Origin of the sequence: Rhizobium cerradonense, assembly GCF_030182455.1 — a bacterium.
Lineage (GTDB): Bacteria > Pseudomonadota > Alphaproteobacteria > Rhizobiales > Rhizobiaceae > Rhizobium.
The window spans coordinates 111,267-127,051 of sequence record NZ_JAQJCK010000001.1 but is presented as its reverse complement, the minus strand read 5'-3'; the positions used below and the strand labels follow the sequence as shown (position 1 = coordinate 127,051).

Genomic DNA, 15,785 nt, shown 5'->3' with positions numbered 1-15,785 from the left:
TTAGTCGTCGGAATTATTCCTTCGGCCGCTCGATGCGGATGACCTGCGGCTCGCCGACAAGATAGCCCTCGGTCTTGATCGCGGCGACAGCCTTGCGCACCGAATCCTCCGTCGTCGCATGGGTGACGAGGATGATCGTCTGATGATGGGCCGGCGCCAGATGCTGCGTCGCGCGCTGCACGATCGATTCCAGCGAAATGTGGTTTTCCGCCATGCGGGTCGCGACGCTGGCGAAAACGCCGGTGCGGTCGAGAACGGTCAGGCGGATGAAATAGCCGCCTTCGTGGCTCTGCATCTGCGCCTTGCGATAGGGTTCCAGCGCCTTGGCAGGGTGACCGAGCACCGGCACGCGCTGCGCACCCGGCTGGCTCTTGGCGATGTCGGCAATATCGCCGAGTACGGAGGAAGCCGTCGCGTTGCCGCCGGCGCCGGGGCCGACCATCAGCAGTTCGCCGAGAATGTCCGATTCGATCGCGACGGCATTGGTGACGCCATCGACCTGGGCGATGACCGATTCGAGCGGCACCATGGTCGGGTGAACGCGCTGTTCGATGCCTGTTTCGGTGCGCTGGGCGACGCCGAGCAGCTTGATGCGGTAGCCAAGGTCGGCTGCGGCGCGGATGTCCTCGATGGAGATATTGGTGATCCCCTCGAGATAGATATCATCGGCCGCGATGCGGTTGCCGAAGGCAAGCGTCGTCAGGATGGCGAGCTTGTGTGCCGTGTCGTTGCCCTCGATGTCGAAGGCCGGATCAGCTTCGGCATAGCCGAGACGCTGGGCTTCCTTCAGGCAATCGGTAAAGGACAGGCCCTCCTTCTCCATCCGGGTCAGGATGTAGTTGCAGGTGCCGTTCATGATGCCGTAGACGCGCGAGATCGTGTTGCCGGTCAGGGATTCACGCAATGCCTTGATGACGGGAATGCCACCGGCGACGGCCGCTTCGAAGTTGAGCAGTGCGCCTTTCTCCTCGGCAATCTCGGCAAGTTCGACGCCGTGATAGGCGAGCAGCGCCTTATTGGCGGTGACGACATGCAGACCACGGGCAAGAGCCGCACGCACGGCGGCGTTGGCCGCGCCTTCGGCACCGCCGATCAGCTCGACAAAGACGTCGATGTCGGCCTTCTGCGCCAGGTCGACCGGGCCGCCGAACCATTCGATGCCGGTGAGGTCGATGCCACGATCCTTGGTGCGATCGCGGGCGGTTACGGCGACGATCTTGACGGGGCGGCCGCAGGTGACGGCAAGCTCGTTGGCGCGGCTCTGAATGATACGGACGAGCGAGGCACCAACGGTGCCCAAGCCCGCAATGCCGATTTTGAGGGCATCTGCCATGAACAATTCCTGATCAATGTCTTGGGACACGGCAGCCGCGGGAACGGCTGCCGTGAGAAATTAAGAGCGGTGAGCGTTCAGTGAAATCACGTTATGCATGGTCTCATCCGCTGTGGAGAGGAAGCGCTTCAGATTGCGCGCTGCCTGGCGGATGCGATGCTCGTTCTCGACCAGCGCGATGCGGACGTAGTCGTCGCCCTGCTCGCCGAAGCCGATGCCGGGCGCCACCGCGATGTCGGCCTTCTCGACGAGAAGCTTCGAGAACTCCAGCGAGCCGAGATGACGGAATTTTTCCGGGACTTTCGCCCAGGCAAACATCGTCGCTGCCGGCGGCGGCACGTCGAAGCCGGCCTTGCCGAAGCTGTCGACCAGCACGTCACGGCGGCGCTTGTAGATGTTGCGAACTTCCGCAATATCGGAGCCGTCACCGTTCAGCGCATGCGTTGCCGCCACCTGGATCGGCGTGAAGGCACCGTAATCGAGGTAGGACTTCACGCGTGTCAGCGCCGCGATCAGGCGCTCGTTGCCGACTGCAAAGCCCATGCGCCAGCCAGGCATGGAGAAGGTCTTCGACATCGAGGTGAACTCGACGGTGACATCCATCGCGCCCGGAACTTCCAGAACGGACGGCGGCGGATCGTCGTTGAAATAGATTTCCGAATAGGCCAGATCCGAGAGCACGATGATGTCGTGCTTCTTGGCGAAAGCGATGACTTCCTTGTAGAAATCGAGCGTCGCGACATAGGCCGTCGGGTTCGACGGATAGTTGAGGATCAAGGCCAGCGGCTTCGGGATAGAGTGGCGCACGGCCCGTTCCAGCGGCGGGAAGAAGCTGTCGTCCGGCTCGACCTGCATCGAGCGGATGACGCCGCCTGCCATCAGGAAGCCGAAGGCATGGATCGGATAGGTCGGGTTCGGGCAAAGGATTACATCACCCGGCGCCGTAATCGCCTGCGCCATGTTGGCGAAGCCTTCCTTGGAGCCGAGGGTGGCGACCACCTGCGTATCCGGATTGAGCTTGACGCCGAAGCGACGGGCATAATAGGCGGCCTGCGCACGGCGCAGTCCCGGAATGCCCTTGGACGAGGAATAGCGATGCGTGCGCGGGTCCTGGACCACTTCGCACAGCTTATCGACGATGGCCTTGGGGGTCGGAAGGTCCGGATTGCCCATGCCGAGGTCGATGATGTCGGCCCCGCCCGCTCGCGCGCTGGCCTTCAAACGGTTGACCTGTTCGAAGACGTAGGGCGGCAAGCGCCGGACTTTATGAAACTCTTCCATTTCTTTCCCCATGGGACAGCGGCCCTCACAACCGCAATGAAGTTCGTCAATCTCCCGGTGAGCCGCGATACGAACTCCGGAATCGCGGCGCCGCAACTATACTGACGCGAAGGATACGGTGAATCTTTGGCGGTTATAGACGCAATGCACTATCAACCCAGGAAGAAACATCGAAATTCAGCCTAGCTGAACGCTTTGCGTCCAAATCGCCTGAAACGCAAGGCTAATTCTGCGTCGGCGCGGGCGTCTGGCTGGGCTCGGCGCTCTGCTGCTGGATTTGCGACAGCGTATCCTGGCCGTGTTCGGCCGCGAGCTTGCGCATCTCGGCGACACGTTTCTGATATTCCGCTTCCGAAATCGTGCCGGCCTTGCGCTGCGCACCGAGCGCCGTCAATTGCTTGCCGATATCGGCCGCCTGCTGGTCGTTGATCTGCACATTCGCCGCCGTCGGAGGAGCGTTGAAGGAGGGGTAACCGTCCTTGTAGTGCTGCTGCGTGTTGCCTTCATCGACCGGCTTGCCTTCAGCGGACTTGACGACCACAGCTTGCGGCGCCTGCTTGCTCTTGGCAAAGGCTGCCTTTTCCGCAGGCGTCGAGCAGCCGGCAAGCGCCAGCGCGAGACAGGCGCACAAAGCACCGCAGAGTACGGAATACCGGTTGAGTCTTGCCACCATGCCGCCGCCCATATTGTCCGTCCTGCCCTATTGCCTTGCCGTGGGTTGCGACTGTTAAATTTGTCGCAGCAGCAAAGCAAGAGCAGGGTTGCGTTTCATTCGACTTGTATTCCTTTTCCCGCAAGATGTACAAATGGAAAACAAAGAGAGCTGCCGCCGGGAGGATGATGCGTGACCGACAGCAAGCGGGACCATAGTGAAGGCAACGGCGCCTTTGCCGGCTTCGACCCTAAGTCAGTCGAGCCTTACATCGTTAGGGATCCCGAGGCGATGGCCGTCAACTTTGCCCGCGCGTTGGAAAATCTCGGCAAGGCCGCTTCCGCATGGCTTGCGCCGCGCGAGCGCGGCGAGAAGGTCGACACCGTCGCCGATCCGATGACCGATATCGTCAAGACGCTTTCCAAGGTCAGCGAATACTGGCTTTCCGATCCGCGCCGGACATTGGAGGCACAGACCTATCTGCTATCCGGCTATTTCGGCCTATGGACGAAAACCATGCAGCGCCTCACCGGTGATTCGGCACCCGAGCCTGAACCGGTCAAAGACAGGCGCTTCGCCGACGAGGATTGGCAGAAAAATCCCTTCTTCGATTTCCTGCGTCAAACCTATCTGTTGACCGCCGGTTGGGCGGACAAGATGGTCACCGACGCCGAAGGGCTGGACGAACACACACGCCACAAGGCCTCCTTCTACACCAAGCAGATCACCGCGGCGCTATCGCCGGCCAATTTCGTCGCCACCAATCCGCAGCTTTATCGCGAGACTGTCGCTTCCAACGCTGAAAACCTCGTGCGCGGCATGAAAATGTTTGCCGAGGATATCAGCGCCGGTCGCGGCGAATTGCGGTTGCGCCAGACCGACATGACGAAATTCGCTGTTGGCCGAGACATGGCATTGACGCCCGGCAAGGTGATTGCGCAGAGCGATGTCTGCCAGGTCATTCAATATGAAGCGGCAACGGATAAAGTGTTGAAGCGGCCGCTGCTGATCTGCCCGCCCTGGATCAACAAATTCTACATTCTCGATCTCAACCCGCAGAAATCCTTCATCAAATGGTGTGTCGAACAGGGGCACACGGTCTTCGTCATCTCCTGGGTGAACCCGGATAAGCGCCACGCGGCGAAGGACTGGACGTCCTATGCGCGCGAAGGCATCGATTTCGCGCTCGATAAGATTGAGAAGGCAACCGGCGAGAAAGAGGTCAATGCCGTCGGTTATTGCGTCGGCGGTACGCTGCTGGCGGCAACGCTTGCTTTGCATGCCAAGGAAAAGAACAAACGCATCCGCACCGTCACCTTCCTGACCACGCAGGTCGATTTCACCTTTGCCGGCGATCTCAAGGTTTTCGTCGATGAAGAGCAGATCTCGGCGCTGGAAGAGCAGATGAAGGCGGTCGGCTATCTCGAGGGCTCGAAAATGGCGACAGCCTTCAACATGCTGCGCGCCTCGGAGCTGATCTGGCCCTATTTCGTCAACAGCTATCTGAAGGGCCAGGAACCCCTACCCTTCGATCTTCTGTTCTGGAACGCCGATTCCACGCGAATGGCGGCCGCCAACCATTCATTTTATCTGCGCAATTGCTATCTCGACAATGCTTTGAGCCAGGGCAAGATGGTGCTCGACGGCAAAAAGCTGTCGCTGAAGGACGTCAAGATACCCGTCTATAATCTGGCAACACGTGAGGATCACATCGCACCGGCGAAATCCGTCTTCATCGGCAGTCAGTTCTTCGGCGGGCCAGTGGAATTCGTGGTGACTGGCTCCGGTCATATCGCCGGCGTCGTCAATCCGCCGGACAAGCACAAATATCAGTTCTGGACCGGCGGCCCGGTCAAGGGCGATTACGATCATTGGCTGGGCGAAGCCAAGGAGACGCCGGGCTCCTGGTGGCCGCATTGGCTTGAATGGATCAAAGGCAACGACAGCCGCATGGTTCCCGCCCGCAAGCCAGGTGGCGCGGCGCTGAACGCCATTGAGGAAGCACCCGGCAGCTTCGTCATGGAACGCGCCTAAGCGGCGACCATTCATGCTGTTCGACCCGCCCCTCGTCCCCGCACGGCTGATCGCCCGCTATAAACGCTTCCTTTTCGATGCCGAACTGGAGAGCGGCGAGATCATCACCGGCTCCTGCCCAAACACCGGCTCGATGCAGGGCCTGACAACACCCGGTTCGCGCATCTGGCTTTCAGAACACGACAGTCCGAAGCGTAAATATCGGCACGTTTTCGAATTGATCGAAGCAGATGGCACCACGGTCGGCGTCAACACCGCCATGCCGAACCGGTTGGCGGCGGAGGCAATCGCGCTCAGGCAGATTTCCGATCTCGGCGACTACACGACCGTTCGGCGTGAGCAAAATTACGGCCGCAATTCCCGCATCGACCTGCTCTTGACCGATCCCTTGAGGACAACCACCTATGTCGAAGTCAAGAATGTGCATTTCATGCGCCAGCCGGGCCTTGCCGAATTTCCCGATACGGTGACAGCCCGTGGCGCCAAGCATCTCGAAGAACTCGGCGATATGGCGCAAGCGGGATACCGCGCCGTCATGCTATTCGTGATCCAGCGGCACGACTGCCGGCGCTTTCGCGTCTGTGGCGATCTCGATACCGTCTACGCCGCGGCGTTTGAGCGAGCTTTGAAGCGCGGCGTCGAAGTCTATGCTGTCAAATGCAAGGTCTCGCCGACGGAAATAACGCCCGCAGGGTTGATCCCGATAGACGAACCCGGCATAGCTGCATTAAATACCAGTATAAAGATTTCTGCTGAAGGCTGATCATGGTGAATTACATCGAAGCGGCAACGGCGCCGTCGAAAAACACAGGCGCCATCCGCCTCTACGGCCCCGACGCTTTCGCAGGAATGCGCAAGGCATGCCAGTTGACCGCTCGTTGCCTCGACGAACTGGCCGCCATCGTCGGGCCTGGCGTACCGACTGATGTCATCGATCGCTTCGTCTTCGAATTCGGCATGGATCATGGCGCCTACCCGGCGACATTGAATTATCGCGGTTATATGAAATCCTCCTGCACGTCGATCAATCACGTCGTCTGCCACGGCATTCCCAACGACAAGCCGCTGCGCGACGGCGATATCGTCAATATCGACGTGACCTACGTGCTCGACGGCTGGCACGGCGATTCCAGCCGCATGTATCCCGTCGGCGAGATCAAGCGCTCGGCGGAGCGGCTGCTGGAAGTGACCTACGAATCGCTAATGCGCGGCATCGCCGCCGTGCGTCCCGGTGCTCGCACCGGCGCAATCGGCGAAGCGATCCAGGCCTATGCCGAAGCGGAGCGCTGCTCCGTCGTGCGCGATTTCTGCGGCCACGGCGTCGGCAGCCTCTTCCATGATTCCCCGAACATCCTGCATTACGGCCGCGCCAGCGAGGGCCCGGAACTGCGTGAAGGCATGATTTTCACCATCGAGCCGATGATCAATCTCGGACGACCGCATGTGAAAGTGCTTGGCGACGGCTGGACGGCAGTCACCCGAGATCGCTCGCTATCTGCGCAGTATGAGCACACCGTCGGTGTCACTGCCACCGGCTGCGAGATCTTCACCCTGTCGCCCGGCGGCCTCGACCGTCCCGGCCTGCCACCGCTGCAGGGGTAATGCATGGCGAAGCGCCCCGCTTCTTCCTCCGGACATGGCGACATGCCCATCGATAGCGGCGGCGCGACGGATAGCCTTGAAGAAGCTCCGCTTTTCGACGAGCGGCTGTTTTTCGCCCATCAATCCACCAAAACCGCGCTGCGCGACAAACCGGCGAAGCCGCCGAGCGTGCCGGCCAATGCCGAGGCTCATTATCACGGTCACCGGGAACGCCTGCGCAATCGCTATCGCGATGGGGGCAATGCGGCGCTTGCCGATTACGAAATCCTCGAACTCCTGCTGTTTCGGCTGATTCCGCGCCGCGACACCAAGCCGATCGCCAAGGCGCTGCTTGCTCGCTTCGGCACGCTCGGCGGCGTCTTCGGCGCGCCGGCCAATCTGCTGCAGGAAATCAGCGGCGTCGGCGAAGCCGTGGCGCTCGATCTGAAGCTGGTGGCAAGCGTGGCGCAGCGCATGCTGAAAAGCGAGCTGACGGGCAAGCCGGTGCTCTCCTCCTGGAAGGCTCTGATCGACTATTGCCACACCGCAATGGCGCATGAGACGCGCGAACAATTTCGAATCCTGTTTCTCGACAAGCGCAATGCCCTGATCGCGGATGAGGTGCAGGGTTTGGGAACGATCGACCATACGCCGGTCTATCCGCGCGAGGTGGTCAGACGTGCGCTCGAACTCTCGGCCACGGCCGTGATTCTCGTGCACAACCATCCTTCCGGCGACCCTACACCCTCGCGCGCCGATATCGACATGACAAAGACGATCATCGACACGGCCGGCCCTTTGGGTATCACCGTTCACGATCATATTATCATCGGCAAGAACGGCCATGTCAGCTTCAGGGCGTTGCGGCTAGTCTGAATCGACACCTCTGGATAGATTGCAACATCAGAATACCCGCATAATAATTTGTTTTTATTATACTTTACGACATAAGCAATACCGTTGAATTCTGACCTATCGATAGTTTCCTGCCTCAGCACCTCCCCTTGCGCTTTTCAGGTATTTGTCAGGATGTTCTGACACAAGGATAACGCCTCCAGATCGGTGCGTTTGCACACGGAAGCGATTGTTTTGTTTGCGCCTTATCCGCTCGAGCTGCGGCGTACCCCGGAGACTACATGCCGAAGACGTCATTGCTGCTTTCTGGTCGTCTGCGCCGCATCGGTCGTGGTGTCCTTCTTGCATTTTCTCCTTTTGCGCTGATTGCCGGCGGCTTCTACGCCCATATGCTGTGGACGACGAATTTCCATCCCGTCATCGCAGGCGAGGTCTACCGCTCTTCTCAGCCATCGCCGGCGACGATCGCGGAACTGCAGAAGCAATATGGTATCAAGACCATCATCAACTTGCGCGGCGACAATAGCGGCCGCACCTGGTACGACAACGAAGTCGCCCAGGCGAAGGAACTCAATATCAATCATATTGATTTTCGCATGTCCTCCGGCCACGAGCTGACCCAGGAGCAGGCAGCGCGGCTTGTTGAGATCATGCGCGATGCGCCGAAGCCGTTGTTGATCCATTGCCAGGCCGGCGCAGATCGCACGGGGCTTGCCTCGGCCCTCTATCTCGCTGCTATCGCCAAAGCCGGCGAAGCGGCCGCGGAAGATCAGATGTCGATCATCTACGGACATCTGCCGCTTTCCTTCACCCATGCCTATGCCATGGACCGGACTTTCGAAAAGCTGGAGCCTTGGCTCGGCCTTTCCAGCTCCTGATCATTTCCTGTTAGATAATCTGTAACATTGAGCCGCTACCGGTTGACGGACAGCATGTTGCGTTGCGACATTGATTCCATAAATCCAATCACCCGAGGCTTCCGATGGACCAATTCGATCTCATAGTCGTGGGCAGCGGCCCCGCAGGCCGCAGAGGCGCCATTCAGGCCGCCAAGCTCGGCAAGAGGGTGCTGGTGATCGAACAGGGCAAGCGTGTCGGGGGTGTCTCCGTCCATACCGGCACCATTCCGTCGAAGACGCTGCGCGAGACCGCGCTCAATCTCTCCGGCTGGCGCGAACGCGGCTTCTACGGCCGCGCCTATCGCGTGAAGCAGGAAATCAGCGCCGCGGACCTGCGTCGCCGCCTGTTGATCACTCTCGACCATGAAGTCGAAGTTCTGGAGCATCAATTCGCTCGCAACCGGGTACAGCATATACGCGGCAAGGCGAGCTTCGTCGATCCGCAGACCATGCAGGTGGTCAAGGACGACGGCGAAGTCGTCCATGTCACGGGCGCCAGCATTCTGCTCGCGGTCGGCACCAAGCCCTTCCGTCCCGACTATATGCCCTTCGATGGCAAGACCGTTCTCGACAGCGACGAATTGCTGGAGATCGAGGATTTGCCGCGTTCGATGGTCGTCATCGGCGCCGGCGTCATCGGAATCGAATATGCGACGATCTTCAGCGCGCTCGACACGCAGGTGACGCTGATCGATCCGAAATCGACGATGCTCGACTTCATCGACAAGGAAATCGTCGAGGATTTCATCTATCAGCTACGCGACCGCAACATGAAGCTGCTGCTGGGGCAAAAGGCCGAAAAGGTCACCCGCCAGGACGGCAAGGTGGAACTGTTGCTGGACAATGGTCGCCGCATCATCACCGACATGGTGCTGTTTGCCGCCGGCCGCATGGGTGCCACCGACACGCTCAATCTGGCTGCTGCCGGCCTCGAGGCGGACAATCGCGGCCGCCTCAGCGTCAATCCCGAAACCTTTGCCACCAACGTCCCGCATATCTTTGCGGCTGGCGACGTCGTCGGCTTTCCGAGCCTTGCTTCAACCTCGATGGAACAAGGCCGCATCGCCGCCCGCGTCGCCGTCGGTGCCATCGCCAAGGAGCCACCGAAATACTTCCCCTACGGCATCTATGCCGTGCCGGAAATCTCCACCTGCGGTCTTTCCGAAGAAGAGGTCAAGGAACGCCACATTCCCTACGAGTGCGGCATCGCCCGTTTCCGCGAGACGTCGCGCGGCCATATCATGGGCCTCGACACCGGCCTCCTGAAGATGATCTTCTCGCTGAAGACCCGCCGCCTTCTCGGCGTCCACATCGTCGGCGAAGGCGCGACCGAACTCGTCCATATCGGCCAGGCGGTATTGAACCTCAAAGGCACGGTGGAATATTTCGTCGAAAACACCTTCAACTACCCGACGCTCGCCGAAGCCTACAAAATCGCCGGCCTGGATGCATGGAACCGCATGGGCGATATCAAGTCGGAGCTTTGAGTAGAGGCTGTGCAAGCGCGACGGATCGAGGGGGAGTCCCTCTCCCCGCCTGCGAGGAGAGGGTTAGGGTGAGAGGCTTTCCGCGGGGACCGTCAATTGCGTGGCCCGAAATCTGAGATAACCCAACGTGCCCGTGTTCTGCGCCAATCGGACAATGACGCTGAAGCGTCTGACCTGCGCTTCGCGCCTGCTCCCAAATCCTAGATTTCAGTCTTCGCGGATAGTTTGTTGCCCCGCACCCCAGCCCCTCTCCCGTTTTGACGGGGAGAGGGAGTTTTTCCCTGATCTGCACAAAAAAAAGCCCCGCCGCGAACGGCAGGGCTCTGATCAGTTCCGGAGCAAATCCGAATTATTCGGCGCTGTCTTCAGCAGCCTTCTTCTTCGGAGCGGCCTTCTTCTTCGGAGCGGCGGCAGCTTCTTCGCCTTCGGTGGCGACTTCGATTGCTTCAGCCTTGGCAGCAGCCTTCTTCTTCGGAGCAGCCTTCTTGGCGGCCGGCTTGTCTTCCGTTTCAGCTTCGTCGTCAGCCAGCAGCGCTTCCTTGGAAACGGTCTTGTCGGTGACGTCGACTTCGGTCAGCAGGTGGTCGATGACCTTTTCTTCGAAGATCGGCGCGCGCAGGTTGGCGGAAGCGCCGGGGGTGTTGCGGAAGAAGTTCAGGATTTCCTTTTCCTGGCCCGGGAACTGCTGGAGCTGCGCATAGAGCGCACGCTGCATTTCGTCTTCGCTCACTTCGACGCCGGCCTTTTCGCCGATTTCGGAGAGAACGAGGCCAAGGCGGACACGGCGCTCGGCAAGCTTGCGATATTCTTCGCGTGCCTTTTCTTCGGTCGTGTCTTCGTCTTCGAAGGTCTTGCCCGATTCATCGAGATCGGTCTGGATCTGACGCCAGATGCTGGCGAATTCTGCTTCAACCAGCTTCTGAGGGGTGTCGAACTGGTACATCTCGTCGAGCTGGTCGAGGAGCTGACGCTTGACCTTCTGGCGGGTGACGGAGCCGTACTGGCTTTCGATCTGGCCGCGGACGATTTCCTTCAGGCGGTCGGCGGATTCGATGCCGAGCTTGGAGGCGAGTTCGTCGTTGATTTCGATATCGCCGGGAGCTGCGACTTCCTTCACCTTGATGTCGAAGGTGGCTTCCTTGCCGGCAAGGTTCTTGGCCGGGTAGTCGGCCGGGAACGTCACGGTAATGGTCTTTTCATCGTCCGCCTTGACGCCGACGAGCTGCTCTTCGAAGCCCGGGATGAAGCGGTTGGAGCCGAGGACGAGCTGAGCGTCTTCGTCCTTGCCGCCGTCGAAGGCTTCGCCGTCAACCTTGCCGAGGTAGTCTATGGTGACGCGGTCGCCGTTGGCGGCCTTGCCCTTCTTCGTCTCGTAGCTGCGGGCGCTTTCAGCGATCTTGAGGATCTGCTCGGTGACTTCGTCCTCGCCGATTTCGGCAACTTCGCGGGTAACCTTGATGCCCTTGACCGACTTCAGCTCGATTGCCGGGATGACTTCATAAGAGAGCGTGAATTCGAAATCGGCCTGAGCGGCGAGGATCTTTTCAGCCTCGTCCTTGTCCTCGGTCATGGCGATTTCCGGCTGGGTTGCCGACTTTTCGCCGCGCTCGGTCAGGATTGCCGGCGGCTGGTCACGAACGATCTCGTTGACGAGGTCGGCCATGATCGACTTGCCATAGACCTTCTTCAGATGCGCAACCGGCACTTTGCCCGGACGGAAACCGTTGATACGGACCTTGTCCTTGACCTCGGCCAGGCGCTCGTTCATGCGAACTTCCATGTCCTTGGCCGGGATGACCACCTTGATTTCGCGCTTCAGCCCTTCAGCGAGCGTTTCGATAACCTGCATTGTCCTACCTTCATTCATGGCGGCCGTGCCCAGACAGCCGTTCGTTTCGATGAGCACGACGCCGGAAAATCCCGAGCGTGGCTTGGATGCAATTCCTCATCATTTTGCTAGAGCGCCGCGCGTTCGAACGAATGCGCAAAGGTCGCTCTTCCTCTCGGAATCTAGGGCATCTTGTCCACTTTCCATCAGAAAGCGGGATGCTCTAGGCAAAATGGCGCGTCCACCGCGGGTCAGGAGACAGACCGTTAAGCCTCTCCCGTCCACAAGGCAGCCTTGGTGCGGGTAGAGAGACTTGAACTCCCACGCCTTGCGGCACCAGAACCTAAATCTGGCGTGTCTACCAATTTCACCATACCCGCGTTCCCAAAACCGCACGGCAATGCCTGCCCATGGGGCCTTCCGGAGCGCGGCGTCTCTATATCACCCGTTTTCAACCACGCAAAGGAAAAATGACGGTTCTACGACCGTCCATGAACCTTGTTTGGTTTTATAGGGAAACGCTGTCAGTAAAGCGGCTCTTCGTAGACGGCTTTGCCATCGAGAAGCAGGCTTCTGATATGCGCCGCGCCATCGGACGAAACGCGGGCGGCAATCGCGACGCGGTCGTGATTGCGCGCATCCTCGATGGTACGACCGTCGCCTTCAGGCACATAATAGCGTTCGATACCGTAGGTGACCCAGATCGTCGCGTGCGACGGCGCGCTATCGCTGTAAGAAAAATAGTCGAAAGGCAGGCTTTTGAGAACGACCGTGTCCGGTTTCGGCTCCAGTGCCCCGAAGGACGATTCGATGATGCCCCAATAGTCGTCATCCTGCTTCTTCAGGCGGACGGACAAAATCTGGTTTTTCCGATTTTCCGTCGGCACTCCGCCGATCACGGTCGACACCGGCACTCGCGAAATATCGTAGTTCAGCGTCACATAGTCGCCGCGCAGCAAATCGCGCGGATCGATCGGGGCGGTTTTCAACAGAACCTCGACGCCGCTCCGCAGGCCCCAAGCCCGCTCGCCAACCATATAGCCGAGGATGGCCGTCTGCAGCGCTGCGACGATCATAGCGGCAATCCACATGCGGCGGCTGACATTGCGTACAACGGTGCCCGGCTCGGCTGTCATCGTCATGCCCGCGCCCCCTGCCTGTCACTCTCAGCGCCGTCATGATGGGAAAATCGCCGCTCCAACCGGATGACCAGCCAGGCGGCGATCGCGACCAATACACCGCAGATCAGGAAGAATCCCGATGTGCCTATGATCGAACCGACCGTCTCGCCGGCGAGATAGAGGATTTCACCGGCAAAGACGACATAAGCGAGATAGCGCACAGCACCGTTATCGCGGCCGCTCAGAATGATGGCAACGATCGCACTTGCGAGCGTCGCGAAAGCGATCACGATGAGAGGCAGCTTGTTTGCAACCCATATATTATTCTCAAAAACGCCGTCGCTGATCTCTCCATGAATTGCGAAGAGACCGATGGCAGCGATGAGGAAGCTGTAGAAGGCCGGCGCTGCCCCGGCAGTGCGTGCGATCCGCGTCAATGGCGAGATCTGGAGGCTGGCGGCCAGGAAGGCAATCATGCCGGCAGTAGCAAGCAGGATAGCCGCATGCAGGCTCTCATACTGTGCGAAAATCCAAGTCAGCCAGCCAACAAGCATCAGATAGGCAAGATGCCGGGATCTTGGCGCATCGACGTATCGGACAAGGGCGATCAGCACGGCCGCCATAACCGGCGGCGCCCAGGGCATGATGCCGTACCAAACGTCGAAATGATCCCAAAGATAGAAGCCGCAAAAGCCCCAAGCGAGGAAGCCGGCAAGTGCCACCTGCCCGCTCGAGCGAAACAATACGGCAGCGACGGCGGCAACCGCGAACCAGACGATCATCATCGTCAGCTCGTCGCCGGATAGATTATACATCTGGCCGACAAGCGACATGGCGCCGCCGAAACTCATCGTACCGAGAATCAGCACCGCCGAGCCGAGAACCGGGTGGCCGCGCGCGAATGAATAGGCGCCGCCAAGATAAAAGGCCCAGATCAGCGCTATAAGCCCTAAGAGCCTGACGATCCTTGGAATCGCCTCCCAATTCGAGGCGACGAACAACAGGATCGCGGCGCCGACTAACAGCGCCGCCATGACGGCGAGCACGCGGCCAAGGCTGAAGCTTGCCGGGCGGCTGTCATATTCATTGAGAATCGCTGCCGCTGCCGGCCCATCGACCAACCCCTTATTCACCCAGACCTTAAGATCACGCTCCAGCCTAGCCCGGTACATCGCGCCCCTGACAGCGATTCCAACATCCCTGAGTGTCTTATCACAAAATGGGTGCGATCGAGGTCGCTCTTTCGCGTTTCAAAACAGGCCGAGCTTCGCGCAAGGCCGCACCGTGTTAATGCAGAGTTAAGGCTTACTTCGCATAATGGTCGTTTGCGGTATTGATGCGCGTCAACGTATGCATATGAAGCATACCTCCTATGAAATTATTGCGCTGCACAAAAATCAAAAGTCATACTATTTTATGAGCATCGAAGGACGGCGTGGCGCGCCGCTTCGGCGAAAGCCGGAAAGAGCCTGAGGATGAATTCCTCATATAGAATTCGGAGCCGCACACTCCTCCTCCCAGTGCGCTCCGATGGATTGACGACACTCCTCCTCCCAGTCGTCAATCACCACAAATGACGCCCACCGCATCCTCCTCCCGCGGTGGGCGTTATTTTTTATCTCCCATTAAATCGGTTATTGCCCTACGAATCGGCGGAGATCGTTTGCGCGCCCCTTTTAGGCGGCTCAAGGATTTGGAAGAGCGCAAAGCATGCGGCAACGGGAATTTTCTCGTGCGCTCAATCTCTAGCGATCTACAATCCGTTACGGGCTCGCAGGATGATATGGATCCGACCGCGGATGGGCGGCGCCCGATCAATTGCTCATGATTTGAGCTAAAGTTCGCAAATTCAACCAATTGCATGCCAAATGGCTGCTTTCGCGCAACTCCGTTATGCACAAAAAGCGGTCACCGCGTTAACCAACCCCCCCTATTGGATTGCATCTTGCGCATAGGTGGCATGTAGCAATCGCTCTTTTTGATTTTCGCAGTGCAGCATATATTCGCATTCATCAGATCGAGGACGGAACCAATCGCGGAACCGACGAGATCTCCAAATCCTCGAAAGGGATATAAAATGAACCTGACCCGCTCTTTCAACAACTGGCGCAAGTACCGTCAGACCGTTACCGAACTCGGCCGCATGAGCACTCGCGAACTGCACGACCTCGGCATCGACCGTTCGGACATCCATCGCGTAGCTCGCGAAGCCACCGGCCGCTAACTGCCGGATTGGCTTCGCTAAAATAGCGACAGCCTACACAACGCCCGTTGCGGACAACCGCGGCGGGCGTTCTTTTTTGCGCGTCATTTGTGCACGCCGTTTGCCCTCGCAAGCAATCACTGCCACGCTTCAAGTCATACGCTCTAACATGTCATATAAAATTTGGGCAGTGATGGCTTTTTGGGCGTCATATTGCACAAATGCATAGCAGACGCTTTTTATTTGCACTGCAAAATATTCGTCCTCGCGCCTATATGAATATCAAGCGCTGAGGCGGCAATCGTGCCGCTCGCAACTAGATGACTGAGGACAAGAAAATGAACCCGCTTCGTATTGCCAAGAACTGGATTAGCTATCGCCGCACCCTGAACGAGCTCGGCAACCTCTCCAGCCAGACCCTGTCGGATATCGGCGTTAGCCGCTACGAAATCCGCAACATCGCTTCCCGCTCTTTCCGTTAATCGCAACGGACTGAGTGGACTGCTTCAAA

At 59.0% G+C, this 15,785-nt stretch carries 14 protein-coding genes and 1 tRNA gene; 8 read left to right on the top strand and 7 right to left on the bottom strand.

Translation table 11 applies throughout. The annotated features are described in order from the left end of the window. Positions 1-13: 13 nt before the first annotated feature. From PH547_RS00675 to PH547_RS00665, 3 genes are all read right to left on the bottom strand, one after another. Positions 14-1,333: a homoserine dehydrogenase gene (locus PH547_RS00675; RefSeq protein WP_104822949.1), complete on the bottom strand. Its 1,320-nt coding sequence runs from the start codon at positions 1,331-1,333 to the stop codon at positions 14-16. Between the two features lie 60 nt (positions 1,334-1,393). Continuing rightward, on the bottom strand, positions 1,394-2,614 hold the full coding sequence (locus PH547_RS00670; RefSeq protein ID WP_285167214.1) for an LL-diaminopimelate aminotransferase: 1,221 nt from the start codon (positions 2,612-2,614) through the stop codon (positions 1,394-1,396). Positions 2,615-2,837: 223 nt separating this feature from the next. Then, the gene (locus PH547_RS00665) at positions 2,838-3,299 is read right to left on the bottom strand and encodes a hypothetical protein (protein ID WP_104822948.1); all 462 of its coding nucleotides are present in this window, start codon (positions 3,297-3,299) and stop codon (positions 2,838-2,840) included. 159 nt (positions 3,300-3,458) lie between these two features. Here PH547_RS00665 and phaC point away from each other — a divergent pair, with 159 nt between their 5' ends. From phaC to sthA, 6 genes are all read left to right on the top strand, one after another. Continuing rightward, positions 3,459-5,300: a class I poly(R)-hydroxyalkanoic acid synthase gene (phaC, locus tag PH547_RS00660; RefSeq protein ID WP_285167211.1), complete on the top strand. Its 1,842-nt coding sequence runs from the start codon at positions 3,459-3,461 to the stop codon at positions 5,298-5,300. A 13-nt stretch (positions 5,301-5,313) separates the two neighbouring features. After that, positions 5,314-6,063: a DNA/RNA nuclease SfsA gene (sfsA, locus tag PH547_RS00655; RefSeq protein WP_260303853.1), complete on the top strand. Its 750-nt coding sequence runs from the start codon at positions 5,314-5,316 to the stop codon at positions 6,061-6,063. Positions 6,064-6,065: 2 nt separating this feature from the next. Next, positions 6,066-6,902 carry a type I methionyl aminopeptidase gene (gene map, locus PH547_RS00650; RefSeq protein WP_104822945.1) on the top strand — a complete coding sequence of 279 codons (837 nt, stop codon included), beginning with the start codon at positions 6,066-6,068 and terminating at the stop codon, positions 6,900-6,902. A gap of 3 nt (positions 6,903-6,905) precedes the next feature. Next, the gene (gene radC, locus PH547_RS00645) at positions 6,906-7,757 is read left to right on the top strand and encodes a RadC family protein (protein ID WP_445944987.1); all 852 of its coding nucleotides are present in this window, start codon (positions 6,906-6,908) and stop codon (positions 7,755-7,757) included. A gap of 260 nt (positions 7,758-8,017) precedes the next feature. Further along, positions 8,018-8,614, top strand: a complete 597-nt coding sequence (locus tag PH547_RS00640; protein ID WP_104822943.1) for a dual specificity protein phosphatase family protein — start codon at positions 8,018-8,020, stop codon at positions 8,612-8,614. A 104-nt stretch (positions 8,615-8,718) separates the two neighbouring features. Further along, positions 8,719-10,122 (top strand): Si-specific NAD(P)(+) transhydrogenase, encoded by a 1,404-nt coding sequence (gene sthA / locus PH547_RS00635; RefSeq protein ID WP_104822942.1) that lies wholly within the window; start codon positions 8,719-8,721, stop codon positions 10,120-10,122. Between the two features lie 349 nt (positions 10,123-10,471). On the opposite strand, the gene tig is transcribed toward sthA, so the two are convergent. From tig to PH547_RS00615, 4 genes are all read right to left on the bottom strand, one after another. Then, a complete protein-coding gene (gene tig / locus PH547_RS00630; protein WP_104825083.1) occupies positions 10,472-11,971 on the bottom strand; it encodes a trigger factor in 1,500 nt (499 codons plus the stop codon). 274 nt (positions 11,972-12,245) lie between these two features. Continuing rightward, positions 12,246-12,330 (bottom strand) — tRNA-Leu (locus tag PH547_RS00625). A gap of 144 nt (positions 12,331-12,474) precedes the next feature. Then, entirely contained in the window at positions 12,475-13,092 is a 618-nt protein-coding gene (locus tag PH547_RS00620) for a GDYXXLXY domain-containing protein (RefSeq protein WP_104822941.1), read from the bottom strand. Further along, positions 13,089-14,243, bottom strand: a complete 1,155-nt coding sequence (locus PH547_RS00615; protein WP_104822940.1) for a DUF2157 domain-containing protein — start codon at positions 14,241-14,243, stop codon at positions 13,089-13,091. The genes PH547_RS00620 and PH547_RS00615 overlap by 4 nt, the downstream gene beginning before the upstream one ends. A gap of 905 nt (positions 14,244-15,148) precedes the next feature. Here PH547_RS00615 and PH547_RS00610 point away from each other — a divergent pair. Both PH547_RS00610 and PH547_RS00605 read left to right on the top strand, forming a co-directional pair. Continuing rightward, the gene (locus PH547_RS00610; protein WP_007690983.1) at positions 15,149-15,295 is read left to right on the top strand and encodes a DUF1127 domain-containing protein; all 147 of its coding nucleotides are present in this window, start codon (positions 15,149-15,151) and stop codon (positions 15,293-15,295) included. 317 nt (positions 15,296-15,612) lie between these two features. Then, the gene (locus PH547_RS00605; RefSeq protein ID WP_065091553.1) at positions 15,613-15,756 is read left to right on the top strand and encodes a DUF1127 domain-containing protein; all 144 of its coding nucleotides are present in this window, start codon (positions 15,613-15,615) and stop codon (positions 15,754-15,756) included. Positions 15,757-15,785 lie beyond the last annotated feature (29 nt).

Excerpts from the sequence above, each read along its gene's own strand:
- PH547_RS00675 (WP_104822949.1), bottom strand. The coding sequence starts at position 1,333 with ATGGCAGATGCCCTCAAAATCGGCATTGCGGGCTTGGGCACCGTTGGT.
- PH547_RS00670 (WP_285167214.1), bottom strand. The coding sequence starts at position 2,614 with ATGGAAGAGTTTCATAAAGTCCGGCGCTTGCCGCCCTACGTCTTCGAA.
- PH547_RS00665 (WP_104822948.1), bottom strand. The coding sequence starts at position 3,299 with ATGGGCGGCGGCATGGTGGCAAGACTCAACCGGTATTCCGTACTCTGC.
- sfsA (WP_260303853.1), top strand. The coding sequence starts at position 5,314 with ATGCTGTTCGACCCGCCCCTCGTCCCCGCACGGCTGATCGCCCGCTAT.
- map (WP_104822945.1), top strand. The coding sequence starts at position 6,066 with ATGGTGAATTACATCGAAGCGGCAACGGCGCCGTCGAAAAACACAGGC.
- radC (WP_445944987.1), top strand. The coding sequence starts at position 6,906 with ATGGCGAAGCGCCCCGCTTCTTCCTCCGGACATGGCGACATGCCCATC.
- PH547_RS00640 (WP_104822943.1), top strand. The coding sequence starts at position 8,018 with ATGCCGAAGACGTCATTGCTGCTTTCTGGTCGTCTGCGCCGCATCGGT.
- sthA (WP_104822942.1), top strand. The coding sequence starts at position 8,719 with ATGGACCAATTCGATCTCATAGTCGTGGGCAGCGGCCCCGCAGGCCGC.
- tig (WP_104825083.1), bottom strand. The coding sequence starts at position 11,971 with ATGCAGGTTATCGAAACGCTCGCTGAAGGGCTGAAGCGCGAAATCAAG.
- PH547_RS00620 (WP_104822941.1), bottom strand. The coding sequence starts at position 13,092 with ATGACGATGACAGCCGAGCCGGGCACCGTTGTACGCAATGTCAGCCGC.
- PH547_RS00615 (WP_104822940.1), bottom strand. The coding sequence starts at position 14,243 with ATGTACCGGGCTAGGCTGGAGCGTGATCTTAAGGTCTGGGTGAATAAG.
- PH547_RS00610 (WP_007690983.1), top strand. The coding sequence starts at position 15,149 with ATGAACCTGACCCGCTCTTTCAACAACTGGCGCAAGTACCGTCAGACC.
- PH547_RS00605 (WP_065091553.1), top strand. The coding sequence starts at position 15,613 with ATGAACCCGCTTCGTATTGCCAAGAACTGGATTAGCTATCGCCGCACC.